Here is a 19,726-nt window from a genome sequence, read left to right as displayed (position 1 = left end):
TTATTGCGTCAAAGTCCTGCCAGTCGCGCGCGCATCTGGGCCTTGGCTTTCTCTGCGGCAGCCATCCGCACTGGACCATAGCCGCGGATCTCCATCGGGGCGCTGAGAACCGCCAGCCAGACGTCGTGGTTGTCCGAATGATAGCGATTGGCCGCGTCGGTCAAGATGGTCTGATACCATGCCAGTAGATCACGGTGCAGCCGAGCCTCTTCGTGGTGACCAAAAGGGTTCCAGCGGCTGCCTCTTAGTCGGCGACCCTTGGCCATCAGACGCAATACCGGGCGCATCCACGCGCCAAACTGCATCTTGCGCGGGCGACCTCGTGCGTCGGTCTTGCGGCTGAGGAGTGGCGGTGCGAGATGGTAGTTCACCCGGTAGTCCCCATCGAACTCTGTCTCAAGTTGGTGTTTGAAGGTGTCATCGCTGAGCAGGCGGGCAACCTCGAACTCATCTTTGTAGGCCATCAGCTTGAAAAGAGCGCGCGCTGCCGTAGCAATGAGATCATTAGAGCGGTCCTCTGGGAGCGACACACGAAGCTGTTCTAGCTGGCTGGTATAGGATTTGGCGTAGTCCACATTCTGATATCCGGTCAGGAAGGTCGCGCGGCGGTCGATCAACTCTGCCACGGTTTCCGTATGCGCGTCCTCTTCTGTGTAGAGAGCAGATAGCCGGTCCGGTTTATGCGCCATGGCGCGGCCAATCGCAAAGGCGAGTCGATTTTTGTCGATGGCGACACCGTTCAATACGATGGCCTGATCGAGCGCGCCAATACTGACAGGGACCAGTCCTTTTTGCCAGGCAAAGCCCAGCATCATAACATTGGCCAGAACCGCCTCCCCAAGCAGGGTTTCGGCGGTTTCGTTCGCATTGAAACCGGATAGGTTTTCCGCACCGATTAAATCCGCGATAGACGTTTCGCGCAGCTTGACCCTCAGGTCGGCGTCGCGTCGCAACACCAGATCGCCGGTGGGCATTTCAGCGCGGTTCAACACTATCTTAGTGCCGGGCCGATAATGGGCCGAAGCCTTGGGTGCAGAACTGACCACAACGTCACAACCAATCACCGCATCAGCGCCGCGTTGATCAATGCGCACCTGATTGAGATCTGCCGGGGTATTGGACAAGCGGATGTAGCCCAGAACCGTGCCAAATTTTTGCGCAAAGCCCGTGAAATCAAGCACGCTGGCGCCTTTGCCCTCTAGATGGGCGGCCATGGTGATCAACGCGCCGACCGTGACTACACCGGTGCCTCCGACGCCCGTGACCAGCAGATCGAAGGGTTCTTGCAACGAGGGCAAGGCGGGCGTGGGCAAATCAGCAGTCAGGGCTGCCGCATCTAGTTGAGCAAGTTTCTTCTTGCGCCTCGTGGCGCCTTCGACGGTGACAAAGCTGGGGCAGAAGCCATTCAAACAGGAAAAATCTTTGTTGCAACTTGAGAGGTTGATTTTTCGCTTGCGTCCGAATGGTGTCTCTTTCGGTTCAACACTGAGACAGTTTGATTCAACCGAGCAGTCGCCACACCCCTCGCAGACCAAGTCGTTGATGAAGGCGAAGCGCTTGGGGTCTTCCATGGTGCCACGCTTGCGGCGGCGGCGTTTTTCGGTGGCGCAGGTCTGTTCATAGATCAGCACGGTGACACCGGGTATGTCGCGCAGTTCGCGTTGCAGCATGTCAAGATCGCTGCGATCATGGAAACTGGTGCCTGCAGGAAAATCGCTGGCCGAGAATTTGTCGATATCATCCGAAACCAGCGCGATCCGATCAACGCCTTCGGCACGACAGGTTTGGGCGATGCCAACGACGCTGACAGGGCCATCTACCGGTTGACCGCCAGTCATCGCGACCGCGTCGTTATACAGGATTTTATAGGTGATATTGGTGCCGACGGCGACCGCCTGACGAATGGCAAGACTGCCGGAATGATACCATGTGCCCTCGCCAAGGTTCTGGAACACATGCTTGCCGCCGTTGAATTTGGAGGCAACGGTCCAGGGCACACCTTCGCCTCCCATCTGTGCGTAACCGGCGGTCTCACGGTCCATCCAGCTGGCCATGACGTGGCAGCCAATGCCGGAGTTTGCCTGACTGCCCTCGGGCAACTTGGTTGAACTGTTGTGCGGACAGCCCGAGCAGAAATAGGGCGTACGGGTGGCGCCTGGTATATTCAGCAGCTTAGGTGGCTGTTCGGTCAGCACACGCGCCCTGTCGAGCAGGTTCTCCTGCGGAAAGAAGCGGTCTAGCCGTTCGGCCACAATTGGCACCAGCAACAGGGGCGACAGCTCTCCCGTCCAAGGGATCAGTGGATTGCCTTTGCTGTCGTGCTTACCCACCATTCGTTCTGGTTTGTCGCCGGGCCAGTCGTAAAAATACTCTTTGAACTGACTCTCGATGATGCCGCGTTTCTCTTCAACAACCATCACCTCCTGCTTGCCCTTCATGAAACGCAGCGCTTCGGTACGGGCAAGAGGCCAGACCATACCAACCTTGTAGATGTCGATGCCAAGACGCTTACAGGTATCGGCATCCAATCCTAGAAGCCGAAGCGCCTCCATTAGGTCAAGATGGCCTTTGCCAGTGGTGACAAAGCCAAATTTGGCCCGCGGTAGGTCATAGATGCGGGTGTCAATCGGGTTGGCTTCGGCAAAGGCACGCACAGCACGCAGCTTGGCGTGAATGCGGGTTTCAATCTCAGGCGAGGGCAGGTCAGACCGTCGGATGTGCAGCCCACCGGGGTAACCTGGAAGGTTGGGATAGGTGAAACTGCGATCGGGTTGCAATTCAACCGAGCGTGCACTTTCGACGGTTTCGGACACAGCCTTGAACCCGACCCACGTGCCGGAGTAGCGCGACAAAGCAAAACCATACTCGCCGAATTCCAGGAACTCGGACACATCAGCAGGGTTCAGCACCGGCATGAACCAGGACATAAAGGCGACATCAGACTGGTGCGGCATGGACGAACTCACACAGCCATGATCATCACCCGCGACAACCAGAACCCCGCCCTTTGCGGAGGATCCGTAGGCGTTGCCATGTTTCAGCGCATCACCCGAACGGTCAACACCCGGCCCCTTGCCGTACCACATGGAAAAGACACCTTCGACTTTGCAGTGTGGGTCTAGGATCGCCTGCTGCGCGCCCAGGACTGCGGTGGCGCCTAGATCCTCGTTCACGGCGGGCATAAAGGTGATCTTATGCGCGTCCATCCGCTTGCGGCTGCGCCAGAATTCCAGATCCACGCCGCCCAGAGGGGAGCCACGGTAGCCGGAGACAAAGCCCGCCGTGTTCAGTCCCGCGTTCTGATCACGTCGCGCCTGATCCAACATTACCCGTGCAAGGGCCTGGGTGCCGGTCAGAAAAACACGACCTTTGGTCAACTCGTAGCGGTCATCCAGTTGGTAGCTTTGAAATTTATGGCTGAGCTGGGTCATGGAGAAAATCCCTTGCAATCGCACTGCTGTTTGGAGAAAGGGTAATCCTTTAAATTTGGTGTGATGTGCCAGATGTATTGGTATATTCAGATTTTATGGATGAAAGCGTCAGAATGTGCCAAAATACTGGAGAATTAATTCATGACTGAGTTGAAGCTTGATGATCGCGACCGCCGCATCCTGACACTGCTGCAACAAGACGCGCGCATGTCGAATGCGGATTTGGCCGAGGCTGTCGGAATGTCCGCCTCTGCCCTATGGCGCCGCGTGCGCGCGTTTGAGGACGAAGGCATTATTGAGCGCTACGGTGCTGTGGTGAATGCAGCGGCGATGGGATTGGGGTTTCATGCTATCGTGCATGTTCATTTGACTCGGCATGATCGTGACAAGCTGGCTGATTTTATTCGCGCGGTTGAGACCAACCGTCTGGTGCAGGAATGCTATGCCACCACCGGGCAGTCGGATTACCATCTACGTGTTCTGGCACCAGATCTTGACGCTTATAACAGGTTCCTGGAGGACTTTCTTTTTCGTCTGACAGCAGTTGCCAGTGCGCAGACCAATGTGGTTCTGCGCACCATCAAGCGGGACGAACCTGTTGTTCCTTAGGACACAACCTCAAACGAGATTATCCGTGTGCAAAATGCACCCAGGCTGCAGTCATGGCCAGATAGGTCAGCTGGTGCAATGCCTGATCGGTTCCCATGGCGCGCCAGAAGTCAGCCATATTGGGCGCGAGCGATTTGCGTTCGGAATAGCAAGCCTTACAATAGTCGATGTTAAAATGTGCGATCCATTCTAACACGCAAATCAACAGAACAAATCCTACTGGCGCGCCAATGATCACAAAAGCGATGATTGATCCCAGCACATGCACGCCTGCATGCTGGGCGCGCCCAGCATGTAGATACTGCCCACGCCCCGATAGCATCTTGGGCGTTTGCAGGTAAAAGTCAGCAAACATGTGCTTGATCTGAAACAGGCAGAGCAATCCCAAGAGAGATCCGACGTGTTCTGACAAAGGTTTGACCTCGTATTGTATCGCAGGCCCTAAAACCTTACGCATTTTTCCCGGGCTGGCAAATGCCCTGTCACCAGAATGCATACGACGCCCCGTCAGTTTACCTCTGATTGTGATGTCACGTAGGGCGTCGGTGTATGTCTTGCCATTGCCTGTAGCGTGCAATCCGGGCTAGGCATATCAAGATCTGTTTCCGTGTTGTCAGCCATGTCGGAGCCGTCCCATAGAACGCACGCTTTTCCGGTTTATTTGGAAATATTCCAAACGTGACCAACTGGTTCTTCTGGTTGTTACCGCCTGCTTGTTTCCATTGCTCTATCTCACGCTGGAACTGCCTAAGCGGATCATCAATGATGCGATTGGCGCGCAGACCTCCATGATTGAGCTGTTCGGCTATGAGCTGAACCAGTTGCACTATCTGTGGTTGCTTTGTGGAGGCTTTCTTCTGGCGGTGCTGGCGCATGGCCTCTTAAAGATGCGCATCAACACCATGAAGGGTATTCTCGCCGAACGGATGTTGCGGCGGTTTCGGTATCGCCTGATCGCACGTGTCCTGCGTTTTCCGCAGCCGTATTTCGAGCGGGTAAGCCAGGGCGAGTTGGTTTCGATGATCACCTCCGAAAGTGAACCGATGGGGGGGCTCATGGGAGATGCGGTCAGCCAGCCGGTGTTACAGGCCGGGCAGATGCTGACGATCCTCTATTTTCTGTTTATGCAGAACCTTTGGTTTGGCCTGGCCGCCGTGGCGCTGATCCCGCTACAGGGGTGGCTGATTCCCATGTTGCAGCGACAAATCAACTTGCTGAACAAAAAGCGTATTCGTCAGATTCGGGCACTCGCCTCTGAAATCGGCGAAAGCGCGGCAGGGGCATCAACCCTGCGCCTCAATGGCGGTTGGCGCTACCGGATGGCCATGATCACGAACCGGCTTGGCTGGCTATATGACATTCGGTTTGAGATCTATCAGAAGAAATTCTTCATGAAGTTTCTGAACAACTTCATCACCCAACTGACCCCGTTCCTGTTCTACGCGGTGGGCGGATATCTGGTGCTGGAGGGCAAGGTCTCGCTTGGGGCTTTGGTTGCGGCGCTTGCCGCCTATAAGGATTTGGCCTCTCCGTGGAAGGAATTGCTGGCCTACTACAATCAGACTCAGGATATGGCGCTGCGTTGGGACGTAATCCTGGAACGGTTTGACCCACCGGGTATGGTCGATGAAACACTGATGACGGGCGCACCTGAGGAATTGGCGCGGTTGAATGGAGAGATCTCTGTAGAGGGCGTGAATGTCCGGGACGCGGACGGCAATCTTGTTCTTGAAGACCTTAATGCGCAGTTCCCTGCGGGTAAGGTGATCGGCGTTGCTGCCCCGTCGGAAGAAGACCGGCGCGCGCTTGCCGCCTTGCTGACACGAGAATTGTTGCCCACGACCGGACAGGTCTGCATCGGGGGCGAAGATATGCGCCAGATCCATCAGGCGGTCATTGCAGCACGGATCGGCCATGCCACATCGCGACCTGTCTTGTTTCAAGGCTCCTTTGGCGACAACGTAATGATGCCGATCCGGCATCGCCCGCTAGGAAAGACTCAAGATTTAGGCCGCTATAACGTGGCCCAGAGGGCGGGAAACAGCCCCGACCCATTGGACGCCTCATGGCTGGATCCGGCATTGGCAGGGTTCTCCAGTGAAGCAGAGCTACGTGATTGGTGGCTGCGGCTGGTGGCTGGTATCGGTTCGGATACTGCATTGTTCCGTCGCGGGGTGGAACAGCGATTTGACGCGGACAGTCATCAGGAACTTGGCAAACGATTGGTTGATCTGCGCCCTAAAGTGCAGGAGGCGATCGCCAATGCGGGGTTGGATACCTATGTCCATTTCCTGGCTCCGGACCGCTATAACCCGGCTTTGCCGGTGGCTGAAAACTTGCTCTATGCGACCACACAGAGCCGCATTACCGAAGACGTGCTTCAAGGTCAGGACGATTTCCTGGATCAGCTGCGCGATCTCGAATTGGACAATGATCTTGTGGCGCTAAGCCGTGATGTCGTGGAGATGCTGCGCCAGATCTTTGGTATTGATGGCACTGATCATCCCTTGTTCCGTAAACTGGGACTCGAGGTTTCAGCCTATGAAAGCGCACTTGCGTTGGTGGACAAGGCGCGTGAGCATGGCGCAACCGGGTTGAGCCATGAAGAATTGGCCAGTCTGTTGATTGTGCCCTTCAGCATCTCAGCCGAGCAAATCGGCGCTGCCTTCAGTGACGAGATCGAGACGCGAATTTTGGCGTTCCGAAAAAGCCATTCAACCCAACTCATGGCAACTTTGGACGATATCTTCGAACCCATAGATCAATCGACATTCGCACCGGGATTGACTGTTCTGGAAAATGCGCTGTTCGGAAAAATCTCTGATACGGCGGGTGGGCGTGCAGACGAGGTGCAAAAACTGGTGTCAGAGGTTCTGGCCGATAGTGGTGTGCGGGACCTCGTGGTCGAACTTATTTTTGACTTGCCCATTGCGCTGGGCGGTCAGGGTCTTGCGGCCAGCTTTGCCGAACCGCTGGCGTTTTCCCGTGCTTCAATCAAGCGTCCTGACATTTTGATCTTGGATGCGGCCATGTCCAGCTACGATCTCGATACGCGAATTGCGATCCATAAGAACCTGCGAGAGATGTTGCCAAATACAACGTTGATTTATCTCGGCAGCAGTTTTGAAAGCCCCGAGGTCTTTGATCGTTATTACGAGCTGCGCCAGGGACGCTTGGTCAGCGACGAGCCTGCTGCGGATGCCGTAAGTGATGGCGCCGGCAGCGCCGATCTCGCACGGAAGTTGAGAGCACTAGAGCAGACAGAGTTATTTAGCGGGCTTAATCGACGCCAGCTGCGGCTATTGGCGTTTGGGGCACGTTGGTACACGGCCAAGGCTGGCGACACCGTGTTCCTGAAAGACGATGAGGCCAGCGATGGTGCCTATATGCTTCTAGAAGGAGAAGCGGGCCTTTATCTGCCAAAGGAAGAGGGCAACAATCAGTTGGTGGTCAAGGTTGGACCGGGGCGATTGGTCGGCGAGCTTGGTCTGATCCGCAAGGAACCCCGGGCGCTCAGTATGATTGCAGAAAATGATCTGACCTGTCTGCGGATCGGTGAAGAGGAGTTTCTTGCCGTTGTGGAAAACGACGCCGCCACCGCGTTCAAACTGTTGCAGGTCGTGGCGGGCTACGTGTCGAGTTGATGGAGACATGGTTCTGCGTCGGCGGTTGCGCAGCAGCAGACAGTCAGTGGATGTGCGGGCTGGCAAAAAGGCATTGCAGTCCCGTTCCACCGTTGGTCGGTCGGAAAATCCTTACAATGCCCCTTCCCGTTGGGCCAGATGCGCTGCCTGGCCCAAGATTGCCGCAGGCCCCTGCGGGCGCGTAAGCTACTCGCTGAGCGGCGGGGCACCCCCTACAAAGCTGTTTCCCTCAGCATAGTTGCAAGGCGCGTCTTGCATGTTGAGATGAAGATCGGACCCGGAAAACGGGTGCGCGCGCGCCAAGTCTTCGTCGACATCGATCCCCAAACCAGGGGCATCTGACGGGATGACATAGCCATTTTCGACCCTAATGGTCTGTTTGATCAGCGCCATGTGGAAGGGGGTTTCGATAGTCTCAATCATCAGCAGATTGGGAATTGATGCCGCCAATTGGATGTTGGCCGCCCATTCCACGGGCCCGGCATAGAGATGTGGGGCCATCTGAGCGCCAAAGACCTCGGCGATTGCGGCGATCTTCTTGGTCTCCCAGATGCCACCGGATCGCCCAAGGGCGGGTTGCAGAATTTCGGCGGCTCCGGCGCGCAACACGGCGGCGAATTCTGTCTTGGTCGTCAGACGTTCACCTGTCGCCACAGGAATGCGTACCTGCTTTGCGACACGCGCCATGTCTTCTATTAGATCAGGTGGTGTTGGCTCTTCGAACCACAAAGGTTGATAGGGTTCAAGTGCCTGGCCAAGCCGGATAGCGCCTGCCGGCGTGAACTGCCCATGGGTGCCAAACAGCAGATCCGCTCGATCTCCGATGGCCCCGCGAATGGTTTGGCAAAAGGCAACGGATTGCGTGATGTCGGATTGCGCAGGCATGTGCCCGCCGCGCATCGTATAGGGACCTGCAGGGTCAAACTTGACGGCCGTATAGCCGTTTTCTACAGCCGCGACTGCCGACTCCGCCGCAAGGTCGGGAGAGTTCCAGAACGCGTCGATATCATGATGCGGTTGCGGGTAGAGATAGGTATAGGCTCGCAGCCGCTCGTTCATGCGCCCGCCAAGCATAGCGTGAACAGGACGATCACGGTCTTTTCCGAGGATATCCCAGCAGGCAATCTCAAGCCCGGAGAACGCACCCATCACCGTCAAATCAGGACGCTGTGTAAAGCCCGAAGAATAGGCGCGGCGGAACATCAATTCGATGTTCTCAGGGGATACTCCTTGCATGTGCCGCTCAAACACGTCGCGGATCACATGGGTCATCGCCTCAGGACCGATCGACGCTGCATAGCATTCACCCCAACCGATGATGCCAGTGTCTGTGGTCAGCTTGACCAGGATCCAATAACGCCCACCCCATCCGGGCGCCGGTGGGGCCGTGACAATGATGTCGAGGTCTTGCAGTTTCATGTCAGGTCTTTCATATCTGGTCTAAGGTCTACCGATCAAAAAGGATCACATTGCGCCTGGCCGAGCCGGTCTTGGTATCAGCAATGGCGGCGTTGATTTCGTCCAGGGTCCAACGGCCCGAAATCAATTCATCCAGCTTCAGCCGACCTTGTTGGTAGAGATCCACCATCCAAGGGATGTCGCGCTGGATTACTACATCACCCATTTTTGAGCCAATCATGCCTTGACCTATGGCCGCCATTATCACGGGTTCATAGGTCGCCTTTGCCCCGGAATGCGGCATGCCGATCATGACCATGCGGCCGCCGGTTCCTATATAGCGTGTGGCCTGTTCATAGGCCGGAATCGCGCCGACGGTCACTAACACCACATCGGCCCCCTTGCCGCCAAGCGCCTTGTACGACGCTTTCCACGGAGCATCGAGGTTGCCTAGAACTCCATGGGTCGCACCGAACTCTTTGGCGATCTCCAGCTTCTCGGCGCTCATGTCTACGGCAACGATCCGGCGTGCGCCTGCAATGCGGGCACCTTGGATAGCATTTAGCCCGACACCGCCTGCGCCGATGACCACGACATCCTGTCCTGCGCGCAGCTGCGCGGCGTTGACCGCAGCCCCTACGCCGGTAATCACACCGCAAGAGATCAGAGCGGCGACATCTTTGCCAATCTCAGCGGGAATTTTCACGATCTGGCGCTGGTCGACAACCACCCGTTCGGCAAAAGCGCCACAGGCCATTGCCTGCATCAGCGGGGCGCCGTCAGCGGTGGTCAGCGGGCCATTGATAGCATCGTAGGGGGTCTCGCATAGGGTGGGTGTACCGCCAGCACAGCGAGGGCAACTGCCGCAGGACCGGATCAGAGTTACGACCACGCTCTCCCCTTGGGCAAAGCCCCGAACGCCATCCCCGACAGCGCTGATCACACCTGCTGCCTCATGGCCGTATACTGCGGGAAGAAAGCCACCCCAGGCGCCTTCGGCATATGAGATATCGCTATGACAGATGGCGACAGCGTCGAGCGTAACCTCGACCTCTCCGCTGCGCGGAGGCGCGAGGATAACATCCTCGATCACCAGGGGGGCACCAAACGCGTGGCACACGGCGGCTTTGATGGTTGGCATCCGGTTCATTCTCCCTGTTTATGGACACGGTGGACCGGGCAGGGAGAGCCCGCAAGTCTGAAACCGCCAACGTTGCGTCGCAATTTGATCGTATTGCTGCGCGCCTGAGTGAACTAACAGATCAGGGTTTGGGGTGTGCGGCTTGATAGACGGCAACGTCAGAGGCAAATTGACGTGCGTCACTCGGGGCCGCTCCCAATTGTTGGGTAGGGTCGAAAACAGCCGTCAAATTCATATCTGGATAGGTCTGAACGGCCAAGACATCCAGGGTCTTCCCCTGGGCCGATGCGGCATTGCAGAGATCCTTGACCGCTGACTGTGCCTCGGCGCGCCGCATTGTTCGTGCTAATGCAAAGCTCAACGCTTCCGCATGCAAAACGCCGTTGGCAGCGGTCAGACCCAGAGCCATCCGGTCCATATCCGGCGCCAGATCTTTGGTTAGATCACGGCCAATCGAGGACGCACCTGCTGCGCAGAATACGATTTGCGGCAGGCTGAGCCATTCGCCGAACCAGCGCGCGCCATCACGCTGATGTTGGTGGCTGGCAGAGGCGTGCAGCGCGGACAACTGTGCGGCTGCCTGCGTTGACAGTGCTATCAACGCTGACGCAGCGACGGGGTTTTGTTTCTGCGGCATGGTTGAGGAGGCCCCCGCGCCTGTGGCGGTGATTTCCTCAATTCCAGTCTGCCGCAGGGCCTGACAATCCGTTCCCAGCTTGCCAAGCGCGAGAGTCACACGGGTGAACCAATCTGCCAAGCGTAGAACAGGCGTGCGGTCTGTATGCCAACTGTATCTGGGATCGACCAGCGACAGGTCCTCGGCAAGTTTGGTTCGCAATGCGGACGCTTTCTGCCCCAGTGCATTGGCGGTCCCCGCAGCACCCGAGAGGGAGACAAGTAAACAGGTTTGACGCAGCTGAGGCAACTCCTCCAGAAGTGAAAGGACCGGCCGTCCCCAGGCTGCCACGACCGCACCAAAACTTGTTGGAGTGGCAAACTGCCCGTAGGTGCGGGCGGCCATAGGCAGGCTCGCGTGACATTCAGCAAGAGTGGCAAGCTGGGCCAGTAGTGCTGCTAGATCTGCCTCAATCAGCCCCAGGACCTGACGCAACCGCAGCATCAATGCGCTATCCATGATATCCTGCGAGGTCGCGCCCCAATGGACATATTGCGCATGTTCAGGGGCGTTCATTTCATGCCGAAGCGCCGCGACAAGGCCGGGCACTGGCACGCCGTTCTGGCCGGTCTGGCGGGTCAACGCACCGGGATCAAGAGCCACTTCCATCACGGCGCGCCCAATGGCGGCGGCGCTGTCCTCTGGGATCAGACCCATGGCCCCCTGCGCCTTGGCCAGCGCACCTTCGACCAGCAACATGGCGCGTATTTCAGCGCTGTCAGAAAACAGCCGGGCGACGTCGCCTGCGGGGAACAGAGTGGCGTAGAGCTGACTGTCAAAGATAGAAGCGGCCATCAGAGATCTTTCGTTAGGGTTGCGATCATGCCTGCAAGCCGCTGCGGAGCGGCAAAGAACGGCGAATGCGAGGTTTGCAGATCCAATACCCTATCTCTGGGCCAACCGGCCACCATCTGCGCTTGGTACTCCGGTGGGATCACACGGTCTTCGGTGCTGCGGATATAGGCTTTGGGGGTTTCTTGCCACACGGTACCGGGTGTCAGCGGGGTGTCCTGTGGACCGATGGGCTGTGCTGTAAGGCGCGTTAGGGCATAATCGACCGTCTCTGCCTTGCAGTCCGGATAGAGCAGGTCAGTCGCGGCGTCGGTGGTGAAATGATAGCTTGCTCCCTTCGCGCATGTGACTGTTCTGCCGGTCAGAGTTTGACGCGGACCTGCCTTGCGCATGTCAATCATCGATAAACCCGGCTTGGGTACATAGGCGCAAAGATAGATCAATCCGCGGAGTTGTTTCCCCAGATCGGCTGCCGCCGTAATCGGATATCCTGCCCATGAATGGCCCAGGACGATGGTCTCCGGTCTGCTTGCCTCAGCAATGGCCTCCGCTGTTTCGGCCAGGGTAATAGTTGCAGGATCGCGCAGCGGGGCACCGGGGGTTTGATCATGACCCGGCAGATCAATGGTACGCGCGCGAATACCATGCACTGATAGCTCAGGGAGCAAGTCGCGCCAACACCAGGCCCCGTGGCACGAGCCGTGGACAAGCAACAGGTCAGTCAATATGCCCGACCTCTTTGAGAAATGTGATCAGCTGGTCCGCAAATGCATCGGGTTGTTCTACGCAAGGCAGATGTCCCGCGCGGCGGATCACCTCGAATTTAGAGCCGGGGATCAGATCGACGGTTTCACGGACCAGATCGGCGGGGGTTGCGCCGTCGTCGGATCCGGCAATCCCCAACGTCGGCAGGCGCAAACCGCTTGTCGGTGTGTAAAAATCAGTACCGGCAATGGCGGTGCAGCAGCCGATGTAGCCTTCGATGGATTGGCGCAGCAAGCCATCGCGCCATTGAAGCATTTGCGGTGATTTTCGAAATGTAGGGGCGAACCAGCGCTCCATGATGCTATCGGCGACAGATTCTAGCCCATCCCGTCGGATCGCCTCGATCCGCTGCCGCCAGTTCGCAGCCGTACCGATCTTGGCTGCGGTGTTGGACAGCACCAGCCCGCGCATCAGGTCCAATCGCTTAACCGCAAGACCTTGTGCGATCATACCGCCAATCGACAGGCCGACAAAGATGCAGTCGCGTACTTCTAACAGATCCAACAGGCGCTCTGCATCGCGAATAAGTGCGCCCATCGTATAGGGCGCTGACGGAGCCGAAGACTGGCCGTGCCCGCGCAAATCGTAGCGAATTATCCGCAAGCCGCCGGGGAGCCGGTCCAGCACCGCGCCCCAGAGGTGCAAATCAGTACCAAGAGAATTGGCAAAGACCAGTGGACGCCCGGTGGGATCTCCATCCAATTGATAGTTCAGCTGGACATCGCCCAGATCAGCAAGTGGCATAGCGGTTCCCCAATGACGTCTGGATCAGGGCGCAGTATTACGGTGCCGATCAGACGAGGTAAAGTCTGGCTACTCGGTCGGGTTTTGTCTAAATTCAGGCTCTATTTTCCGCCATAGAGATGCATATGGGCCATGATCTGACCGTGGTCAGAGGCCAGTTTGTTATAGGGCGCCTCGGGATGGCTACCGTCAGTCAAATGGTCATTGAACACACTGAAGTACTGCATTTCACCAATGGAGCCGCTCCAGTCAGGGTCGAAATGGCGCGACATATAGATTTGGTCGATGCTCTCGTGCACGCCGCCAAAGGCGGTCGTGTAGACCACATCTCTCAGAGATTTCTTGAGGAACATCTTCTCGGCGGCGCGCAAACGTAGCCTGTCGATCGTGTCGCGGATCTGGGCGTCTTCCTTTGCTGAATAGCGATCACCCGAGTGGCTGGCGTCGTGACGCAACATCCACGCATAATTTCGAAACGGAGTTTCGCCACTGATGATCTCTGAACTGACAGCATGTTCACCATCGTTGAAATCTCCCAGGACCATGACGGGCCGACCTTGCTCCAGTTCGTCCAAAACGGCGCGCCGCAACACCCAGGCCTCGGCCATGCGACGAAGGGCGGCCCGCAATGCACCCAAGGCGCGCCCGCTTGCATCATAGGCAGTCAGCACCGATTCTGGTGCATAAGGCGCCCCCTGTGGGGTTATGAATTCACCGAGCTTGGACTTAAGATGGCAGTTAAAGACAGTTATGAGCTGGTCACCCACTGGAATACGCGCCTTCATAATAGGCCGGGACAGGCGGCGCAGCGTATAGTAACCAGCGTCGTCATCACCGCCCAGACATGCCATCGGGATATCAACGGGTTGCGCTAGATCCTGAATAACCTCAACGGGTTCTGCAAACCCATAGCGTGACAGGATGGCAAGACCGGGCCGCCGTTTGCCGGGCATGTCGCTGTCGTTCACATTTGGAGCAAAGACCAGCTCCGCGCCTGTATAAGGCGTATAGGCCAGTTTGCGGAAAATTGCCTTGCGATGGTAGCGCTTAGATACGTCTGGCAGGCTGGCTGCGTTGGCCTCCATACCGCGCCGGTCGGTTTCAGCGATGATCTCGCGCAGAGGGACCTCGTCAAAGATTTCCTGGAACCCAACAACATCGGCGTCCAGCGTCAGCATCTGGTCAGCCATCCAGTCCGATTTCCAGGCGTATTCCTCGGGCGTATAGTTCTGAAACTTGTAATACTCCTGATCCGGTCCAATCAGGTTTTTCACATTGAAGGATGCAATCGTGAAGTCTGTCATGGGAATAGTTCCTTGGCTACATTCCGCTCTCTAACCGAAGCGGCGCAGGGCTTCGGTAAAGACCGTCGCGTCAACATTGCCACCGGTCGCCACTGCTATGGATGTCGGGCCATCTAGTTGATCCGCATGAAACAGCGCTGCCGCAAGCGCAACCGCGCCGCCGGGCTCCAGTACGATTCTCAGCCGCAGGAATGCCAGTGCCATGGCATGCAGGGCCTCGTTTTCAGTCACGACAATGCCGGGCCCGCAGAGGCGCGATAGGATCGGAAATGTTATCTCACCCGGCGCGGGTGTCAGGATTGCGTCACAGATCGACCCTGCAGTGCTGATGTTGTGGCAAATTTTGCCAGACGCAAGTGAACGTGTGACATCATCAAAGTGTTCAGGCTCGCAAGGGTGAACACACATCTGGGGCGCGTCCTGTTCCAGCGCCAAGGCAATCCCTGCAGTCAGACCACCGCCGCCGCAACAAACCAGGACATCGGCCTCTGTCACGCCCAAGTCTTTGGCTTGGAATGCGATTTCCAAACCAACGGTGCCTTGGCCCGCGATAACCTCGGCCTCGTCATAGGGTTTGATCAATGTAAGCCCACGCCCCTCGGCCAGCTCAGCGCCGATGGCATCGCGATTGTCGGTCGCGCGGTTGAACAACACGACCTCAGCGCCGAGTGCACGGGTATTGGCGATCTTGATGGCAGGCGCGTCCTCGGGCATCAGGATCACCACGGGTGTGTCATGCGCTGCTGCCGCCGCCGCCACGCCCTGTGCGTGATTGCCACTGGAGTAAGCCAATACACCACGTGTTCGCTGTTCAGCAGGCAGCGCTGAAAGCGCGGACCAGCCGCCCCGGAATTTAAATGATCCGGTGTGTTGCAGGCATTCAGCCTTGACCAATACCTGACGGCCCGCGATCTCATCCAGAAATGGCGATGACAGCAAAGGGGTCAGGCGGGAGTGACCCTTCAACCGGTCGGCAGCGGCCTTGATGGCGTGAAATGACGTCATGTAGACAACTCCAGAATACGGTGAACAAGAGCAAGGGATTGCGGCTCATCCAGGAAGGGAACGTGACCACGATTTGGAACTTCGATGGCAAGTAACGCAGGCAGGCGGCGGCGCATTTCCTGAAATGTTTCGTGACTGAGAATGTCTGAATTGGCACCCCGAATGATGCCGCTTGGCAGCTCTCCTAGTGCCATGAACAGCGGCCAGAGGTCGGGCGGAGGTCCGTGACTCGCCTGCGCCAATAGGGCATCACGCAGCCGCGGATCATAGCGTAAGGCAAGGCCATCTTCTGACTGTTCGTAAAAAGTTTCGACTTCTTCGCGCCACCGGCCTGGCGGTACAGTTGGAAAGGCCAGGGCCATATGTTGGGCAAGCACCTGCGCTGCCTTTTCATGTGTTTTGGTCGCCGGACGATGGCCGACATAGGCCATGATCCGGCTGATCCCATCCTTGGGGATCTCAGGCCCGACGTCGTTTAAGACTACCCCGGAAAGGCGGGATTTGGCGGTTGCCGCCAATACCATTGCCACCAATCCGCCGCGAGAGGTGCCAAGCACGGTGACCTTGGGGATCTCTAGATGATCCAGAAGTTCAATCACGTCCTGCGCTTCGCGGGGGACATTGTAACTGTGATAGTCCTGTGCATATTGCGATTGCCCACGTCCACGCGCGTCTAGTGTGATCACACGGTGACCTTTGATGTGAGGGCGCAGATAGCGAAAGTCGCGGCCATCGCGCGTCAATCCGGCAAGGCAGAGCAAGGGCGGACGTCCACGCCGCTCCCAGGCTTCACCAACAACGCGCGTGTCATCATAGGCTAGGGTCAGTCCGTCTGAGGTGCGGAAATGTGCTAGATTCGGTTGAGAGGAAAGGGGCACAGGGAGTTATCCGCTAACCAGATCAGGAATTGTCCTGAGGTTGTTCAACACATGATGCGGTGTCCATGGCAAACGATCCACCGGTTCACCGCTACGGTTGACCCAGACTGTTTGAAATCCGTAGCCGGTCGCGCCAGCCGCATCCCAACCGTTTGAAGATACGAACAGCACCTCATCGGGTGTGCAGTCGAAACGTTTGCCGACAAGGTCGTAAACCTGCGCGTCAGGTTTGAAGATACCGACACTTTCGACCGACAGCACATCGTCGAGCAAGTTGCTTAGTCCCGCGGATTGCACCGCACCGTCCAGCATCTGTGGTGAGCCGTTGGATAGGATTCCGGTCTGCAGACCATTGTTTTTGAGCGCGCGCAGCATTTCTGGCACCTCATCATAGGCTTTCAACTGCCAGTAGAGGTCTAGCAATCTTTGGCGCAATTGCGGATCACCGCTTAGGCCTGTGGCCTCCATCGCCCAGTCCAGCCCGTCCTGGGTGACCTGCCAGAAATCTGTATGGGCCTTGGTTATGGCACGCAGCCAAGTGTATTGCAGCTGCTTCAACCGCCAGTGATTTGCCAGTTCGGCCCAATTGTCCACCAGATGCGGGAATTCCGGCTCGCGCGCGGCTTGGCGGGCTGCGGCAGTGACGTCGAACAAAGTGCCGTACGCGTCGAAGATACAGGTGCTGATTGCCATGGGCTCTCCCGTCCGGTGTGCTGTGGTTGTTTCAGCCTAGGCGCAAAGCAGGCGTCAATTCCAGCCACAATCCGATTGCCTCATGCTGGAATACAGGCCGCATGTCGCTGTGTGCCCCCATCGGGTTTACATCACCATTGTGTTCTATAATGTGCGCGGCTTTGTAACTTCTACCCAACTGGAGGTCCCATGACCGAGGTAAAAAGCGGCGATACCGTGCGTATCCATTATACAGGTACGCTGACAGACGGCAGCGTCTTTGACAGTTCCGAAGGGCGCGAGCCGCTTGAGTTCACAGTTGGTTCCGGCCAGGTCATCGACGGCATGGACACCGGTCTCGTGGGTATGTCGGTTGGCGAGAAAAAGACGCTGAACATTGCTGCTGACCAGGCGTATGGCCCTAGCCATGACGAAGCCCGCCAGACCATTCCGCGTGAAGGTATCCCTGATGACATCCCGCTGACCGTGGGCACCCAGCTGCAGATGCAGGCCCCAACCGGAGAAGTTCTGCCGGTGACCGTTGTTGAGGTGACCGAGGCGACCGTTACACTGGACGCCAACCATCCGCTGGCGGGCAAAGATCTGATTTTTGATATCGAACTGGTCTCAATCAACTGATTGGTTCACAGGCGACGTGCTCTTGCGTCGCCTGTCCAAACCGGGTCTTCTGCCGTAGGTTGAGAAACGGCGGGAGCATATGAAATGGCATCAAGGTCAGCGACATTGGTGGAGCGTTTGGGGCTTAGGGCCCCGATTTTGCAATCCCCCATGGCGGGGGTCAGCACACCGCAGATGGCGGCGGCGGTCAGCAATGCCGGTGGGTTGGGCGCGCTTGGCATCGGTGCTGCGAGCGTCGAACAGGCGGCTGAGATGTTGCACCAGACCCGCGCGATCACAGATCGTCCTATAAACATCAATGCCTTCTGCCACAGGCCTGCGATCTCAGATGATGTGGTCGAGGCGGCTTGGCTGGAACGGCTCTCGCCGATTTTTCATTGTTACAACAGCGTGCCTCCGCAGGAATTGCGCGAGATCTATACAAGTTTTGTGGTCGATACCGATATGCAGGCCCTATTGGTGAAAGAACGACCTGCGGTGGTCAGCTTTCACTTTGGTTTGCCAGAGACGAACGTGATTGAGCAATTGCAGGAAGTTGGCTGCCTGCTTTTTGCAACGGCCACGTCGGTGGAAGAAGCAGGTCAGCTCGTCGCTGCCGGGATTGACGCGATCGTTGCCCAAGGCTGGGAGGCAGGCGGACATCGGGGGATCTTTGACCCTGCCAGCCCTGATACACGGCTCAACACCATTCCACTGATCCGCCAGTTGGTGGAATGCACGGACCTGCCGCTTATTGCAGCAGGGGGGATAATGACGGGCGCGGATATCGCCCAAGCATTGGCAGCGGGCGCGACGGCTGCCCAACTGGGGACCGCTTTTATCGCGTGCCCAGAAAGCAGTGCGGACGCGGGCTATCGCGCGGCGCTGTTAGCGGATGCACCAACGACTGAAATGATAGCAGCGATTTCAGGTAGGCCCGCGCGCTGTCTGACCAATAAGTTCACCGCGTGGGCTCAGGCCAACACCGATGCGGATATCCCAGAATATCCTATCACCTATGACGCGGGCAAAGCGCTGAACGCGGCCGCGAAATCTGTAGGCGATTGGGGCTATGGCGCGCAGTGGGCCGGGCAGGGGGCTGCGAGGGCTCGCGCCCTTCCGGCGGCCGAACTGATGGATGTGTTGTTTGCCGAGCTTGATGCGGCGGAATCCGCCACGACACGTTAAATTGATGAAAAAGGGCACCACCGGGGTGCCCATTTTGTTTCCGCCTGTTCTGCGAGATGCGGGTCAGAGATTATCCTGCTGTGGCATGCCCAACACGTGAAAGCCGCCATCAACGCGGATGATTTCACCGGTTGTGCAGGCTCCTGCGTCCGAAGCCAGGTAGACAGCAGTGCCGCCAACAGCCTCCAGTGTTGCATTCGAACGCATCGGGGCATTCTGATCTGTGTGTTTGAACGTCTTGCGCGCGCCACCAATGGCAGCACCGGCCAAGGTTTTCATCGGGCCGGGAGAGATCGCATTGACGCGGATGCCCTCTGGGCCGAGGTCATTTGCCAGATAGCGCGTGGCGCTTTCCAAGGCAGCCTTGGCCACGCCCATCACGTTGTAGTTCGGCACGACACGGTTGGATCCCTGATAGGTCAACGTCAGCAAGGTACCACCGTTTTCCTTCATCATAGGATAAGCTCGTCTGGCCACCTCAACAAAGGAGTAGGCCGAGATGTCCATCGAGTTCTTGAAGTTCTCGCGACTGGTATCAAGGAACCGGCCGGTTAACTCGGTCTTGTCCGAATAGGCGATGGCGTGGACCACAAAATCAATGCTGCCCCAGCGTGCGGACAACTGTTCGAAAGCTGCGTCGAGCGATGCGTCGTTGGTCACATCAACATCAACCATGAAATCACTGTGGACGCTTTGTGCGAGTGGTTCCAATCGTTTGCCAAAGGCCTCCCCCTGATAGGTGAATGCCAGTTCGGCCCCCGCTTCGGCCATAGCCTTGGCGATGCCCCATGCGATCGAGCGGTCGTTCGCGACCCCCATGATCAGGCCACGTTTGCCCGTCAATACTTCTGACATGAGCCG

16 protein-coding genes are annotated in these 19,726 nt (G+C 57.4%); 4 read left to right on the top strand and 12 right to left on the bottom strand.

Annotated elements, in window-relative coordinates; translation table 11 throughout:
* Positions 1-8: 8 nt before the first annotated feature.
* Entirely contained in the window at positions 9-3,431 is a 3,423-nt protein-coding gene (locus PhaeoP97_RS14330; protein ID WP_072505638.1) for an indolepyruvate ferredoxin oxidoreductase family protein, read from the bottom strand.
* A gap of 141 nt (positions 3,432-3,572) precedes the next feature.
* Here PhaeoP97_RS14330 and PhaeoP97_RS14325 point away from each other — a divergent pair, with 141 nt between their 5' ends.
* Entirely contained in the window at positions 3,573-4,040 is a 468-nt protein-coding gene (locus tag PhaeoP97_RS14325; RefSeq protein WP_072505637.1) for an Lrp/AsnC family transcriptional regulator, read from the top strand.
* A 19-nt stretch (positions 4,041-4,059) separates the two neighbouring features.
* Here the strand turns inward: PhaeoP97_RS14325 and PhaeoP97_RS14320 are convergent, their stop codons facing one another.
* Positions 4,060-4,497, bottom strand: coding sequence for a DUF3307 domain-containing protein (locus PhaeoP97_RS14320; protein WP_420848987.1), 438 nt, complete (start codon positions 4,495-4,497; stop codon positions 4,060-4,062).
* A 229-nt stretch (positions 4,498-4,726) separates the two neighbouring features.
* Here PhaeoP97_RS14320 and PhaeoP97_RS14315 point away from each other — a divergent pair, with 229 nt between their 5' ends.
* On the top strand, positions 4,727-7,684 hold the full coding sequence (locus PhaeoP97_RS14315; RefSeq protein ID WP_072505636.1) for a cyclic nucleotide-binding domain-containing protein: 2,958 nt from the start codon (positions 4,727-4,729) through the stop codon (positions 7,682-7,684).
* Between the two features lie 186 nt (positions 7,685-7,870).
* Here PhaeoP97_RS14315 and PhaeoP97_RS14310 read toward each other — a convergent pair whose 3' ends face one another.
* The 9 genes from PhaeoP97_RS14310 to PhaeoP97_RS14270 form a co-directional block, all read right to left on the bottom strand.
* On the bottom strand, positions 7,871-9,103 hold the full coding sequence (locus PhaeoP97_RS14310; protein ID WP_072505635.1) for a mandelate racemase/muconate lactonizing enzyme family protein: 1,233 nt from the start codon (positions 9,101-9,103) through the stop codon (positions 7,871-7,873).
* A gap of 28 nt (positions 9,104-9,131) precedes the next feature.
* The gene (locus PhaeoP97_RS14305; protein ID WP_072505634.1) at positions 9,132-10,223 is read right to left on the bottom strand and encodes a Zn-dependent alcohol dehydrogenase; all 1,092 of its coding nucleotides are present in this window, start codon (positions 10,221-10,223) and stop codon (positions 9,132-9,134) included.
* 121 nt (positions 10,224-10,344) lie between these two features.
* Complete coding sequence (locus PhaeoP97_RS14300; protein WP_072505633.1) at positions 10,345-11,694, bottom strand: lyase family protein; 1,350 nt, start codon at positions 11,692-11,694, stop codon at positions 10,345-10,347.
* A complete protein-coding gene (locus tag PhaeoP97_RS14295; protein WP_072505632.1) occupies positions 11,694-12,416 on the bottom strand; it encodes an alpha/beta fold hydrolase in 723 nt (240 codons plus the stop codon). The genes PhaeoP97_RS14300 and PhaeoP97_RS14295 overlap by 1 nt, the downstream gene beginning before the upstream one ends.
* Entirely contained in the window at positions 12,409-13,200 is a 792-nt protein-coding gene (pcaD, locus tag PhaeoP97_RS14290; RefSeq protein ID WP_072505631.1) for a 3-oxoadipate enol-lactonase, read from the bottom strand. Before pcaD ends, PhaeoP97_RS14295 begins: the two co-directional genes overlap by 8 nt.
* Positions 13,201-13,301: 101 nt before the next feature.
* Positions 13,302-14,504, bottom strand: coding sequence for an endonuclease/exonuclease/phosphatase family protein (locus PhaeoP97_RS14285; RefSeq protein WP_072505630.1), 1,203 nt, complete (start codon positions 14,502-14,504; stop codon positions 13,302-13,304).
* Between the two features lie 30 nt (positions 14,505-14,534).
* Entirely contained in the window at positions 14,535-15,509 is a 975-nt protein-coding gene (locus PhaeoP97_RS14280; protein WP_072505629.1) for a threonine ammonia-lyase, read from the bottom strand.
* The gene (locus PhaeoP97_RS14275) at positions 15,506-16,387 is read right to left on the bottom strand and encodes an alpha/beta fold hydrolase (RefSeq protein ID WP_072505628.1); all 882 of its coding nucleotides are present in this window, start codon (positions 16,385-16,387) and stop codon (positions 15,506-15,508) included. The genes PhaeoP97_RS14280 and PhaeoP97_RS14275 overlap by 4 nt, the downstream gene beginning before the upstream one ends.
* A gap of 6 nt (positions 16,388-16,393) precedes the next feature.
* Positions 16,394-17,080: a haloacid dehalogenase type II gene (locus PhaeoP97_RS14270; RefSeq protein ID WP_072505627.1), complete on the bottom strand. Its 687-nt coding sequence runs from the start codon at positions 17,078-17,080 to the stop codon at positions 16,394-16,396.
* Between the two features lie 189 nt (positions 17,081-17,269).
* Between PhaeoP97_RS14270 and PhaeoP97_RS14265 the strand changes: the two genes are divergently transcribed.
* Both PhaeoP97_RS14265 and PhaeoP97_RS14260 read left to right on the top strand, forming a co-directional pair.
* A complete protein-coding gene (locus tag PhaeoP97_RS14265) occupies positions 17,270-17,698 on the top strand; it encodes an FKBP-type peptidyl-prolyl cis-trans isomerase (RefSeq protein WP_072505626.1) in 429 nt (142 codons plus the stop codon).
* A gap of 84 nt (positions 17,699-17,782) precedes the next feature.
* Positions 17,783-18,865 carry an NAD(P)H-dependent flavin oxidoreductase gene (locus tag PhaeoP97_RS14260; protein ID WP_072505625.1) on the top strand — a complete coding sequence of 361 codons (1,083 nt, stop codon included), beginning with the start codon at positions 17,783-17,785 and terminating at the stop codon, positions 18,863-18,865.
* A 63-nt stretch (positions 18,866-18,928) separates the two neighbouring features.
* Here the strand turns inward: PhaeoP97_RS14260 and PhaeoP97_RS14255 are convergent, their stop codons facing one another.
* Complete coding sequence (locus PhaeoP97_RS14255) at positions 18,929-19,720, bottom strand: enoyl-ACP reductase FabI (protein WP_072505624.1); 792 nt, start codon at positions 19,718-19,720, stop codon at positions 18,929-18,931.
* Between the last annotated feature and the right edge of the window lie 6 nt (positions 19,721-19,726).

Origin of the sequence: Phaeobacter porticola (genome assembly GCF_001888185.1) — a bacterium.
In the GTDB taxonomy this organism is placed as follows: Bacteria; Pseudomonadota; Alphaproteobacteria; order Rhodobacterales; family Rhodobacteraceae; genus Phaeobacter; species Phaeobacter porticola.
The sequence above is the reverse complement of the archived record's forward strand: the minus strand, read 5'-3'. Positions and strand labels throughout refer to the sequence as shown.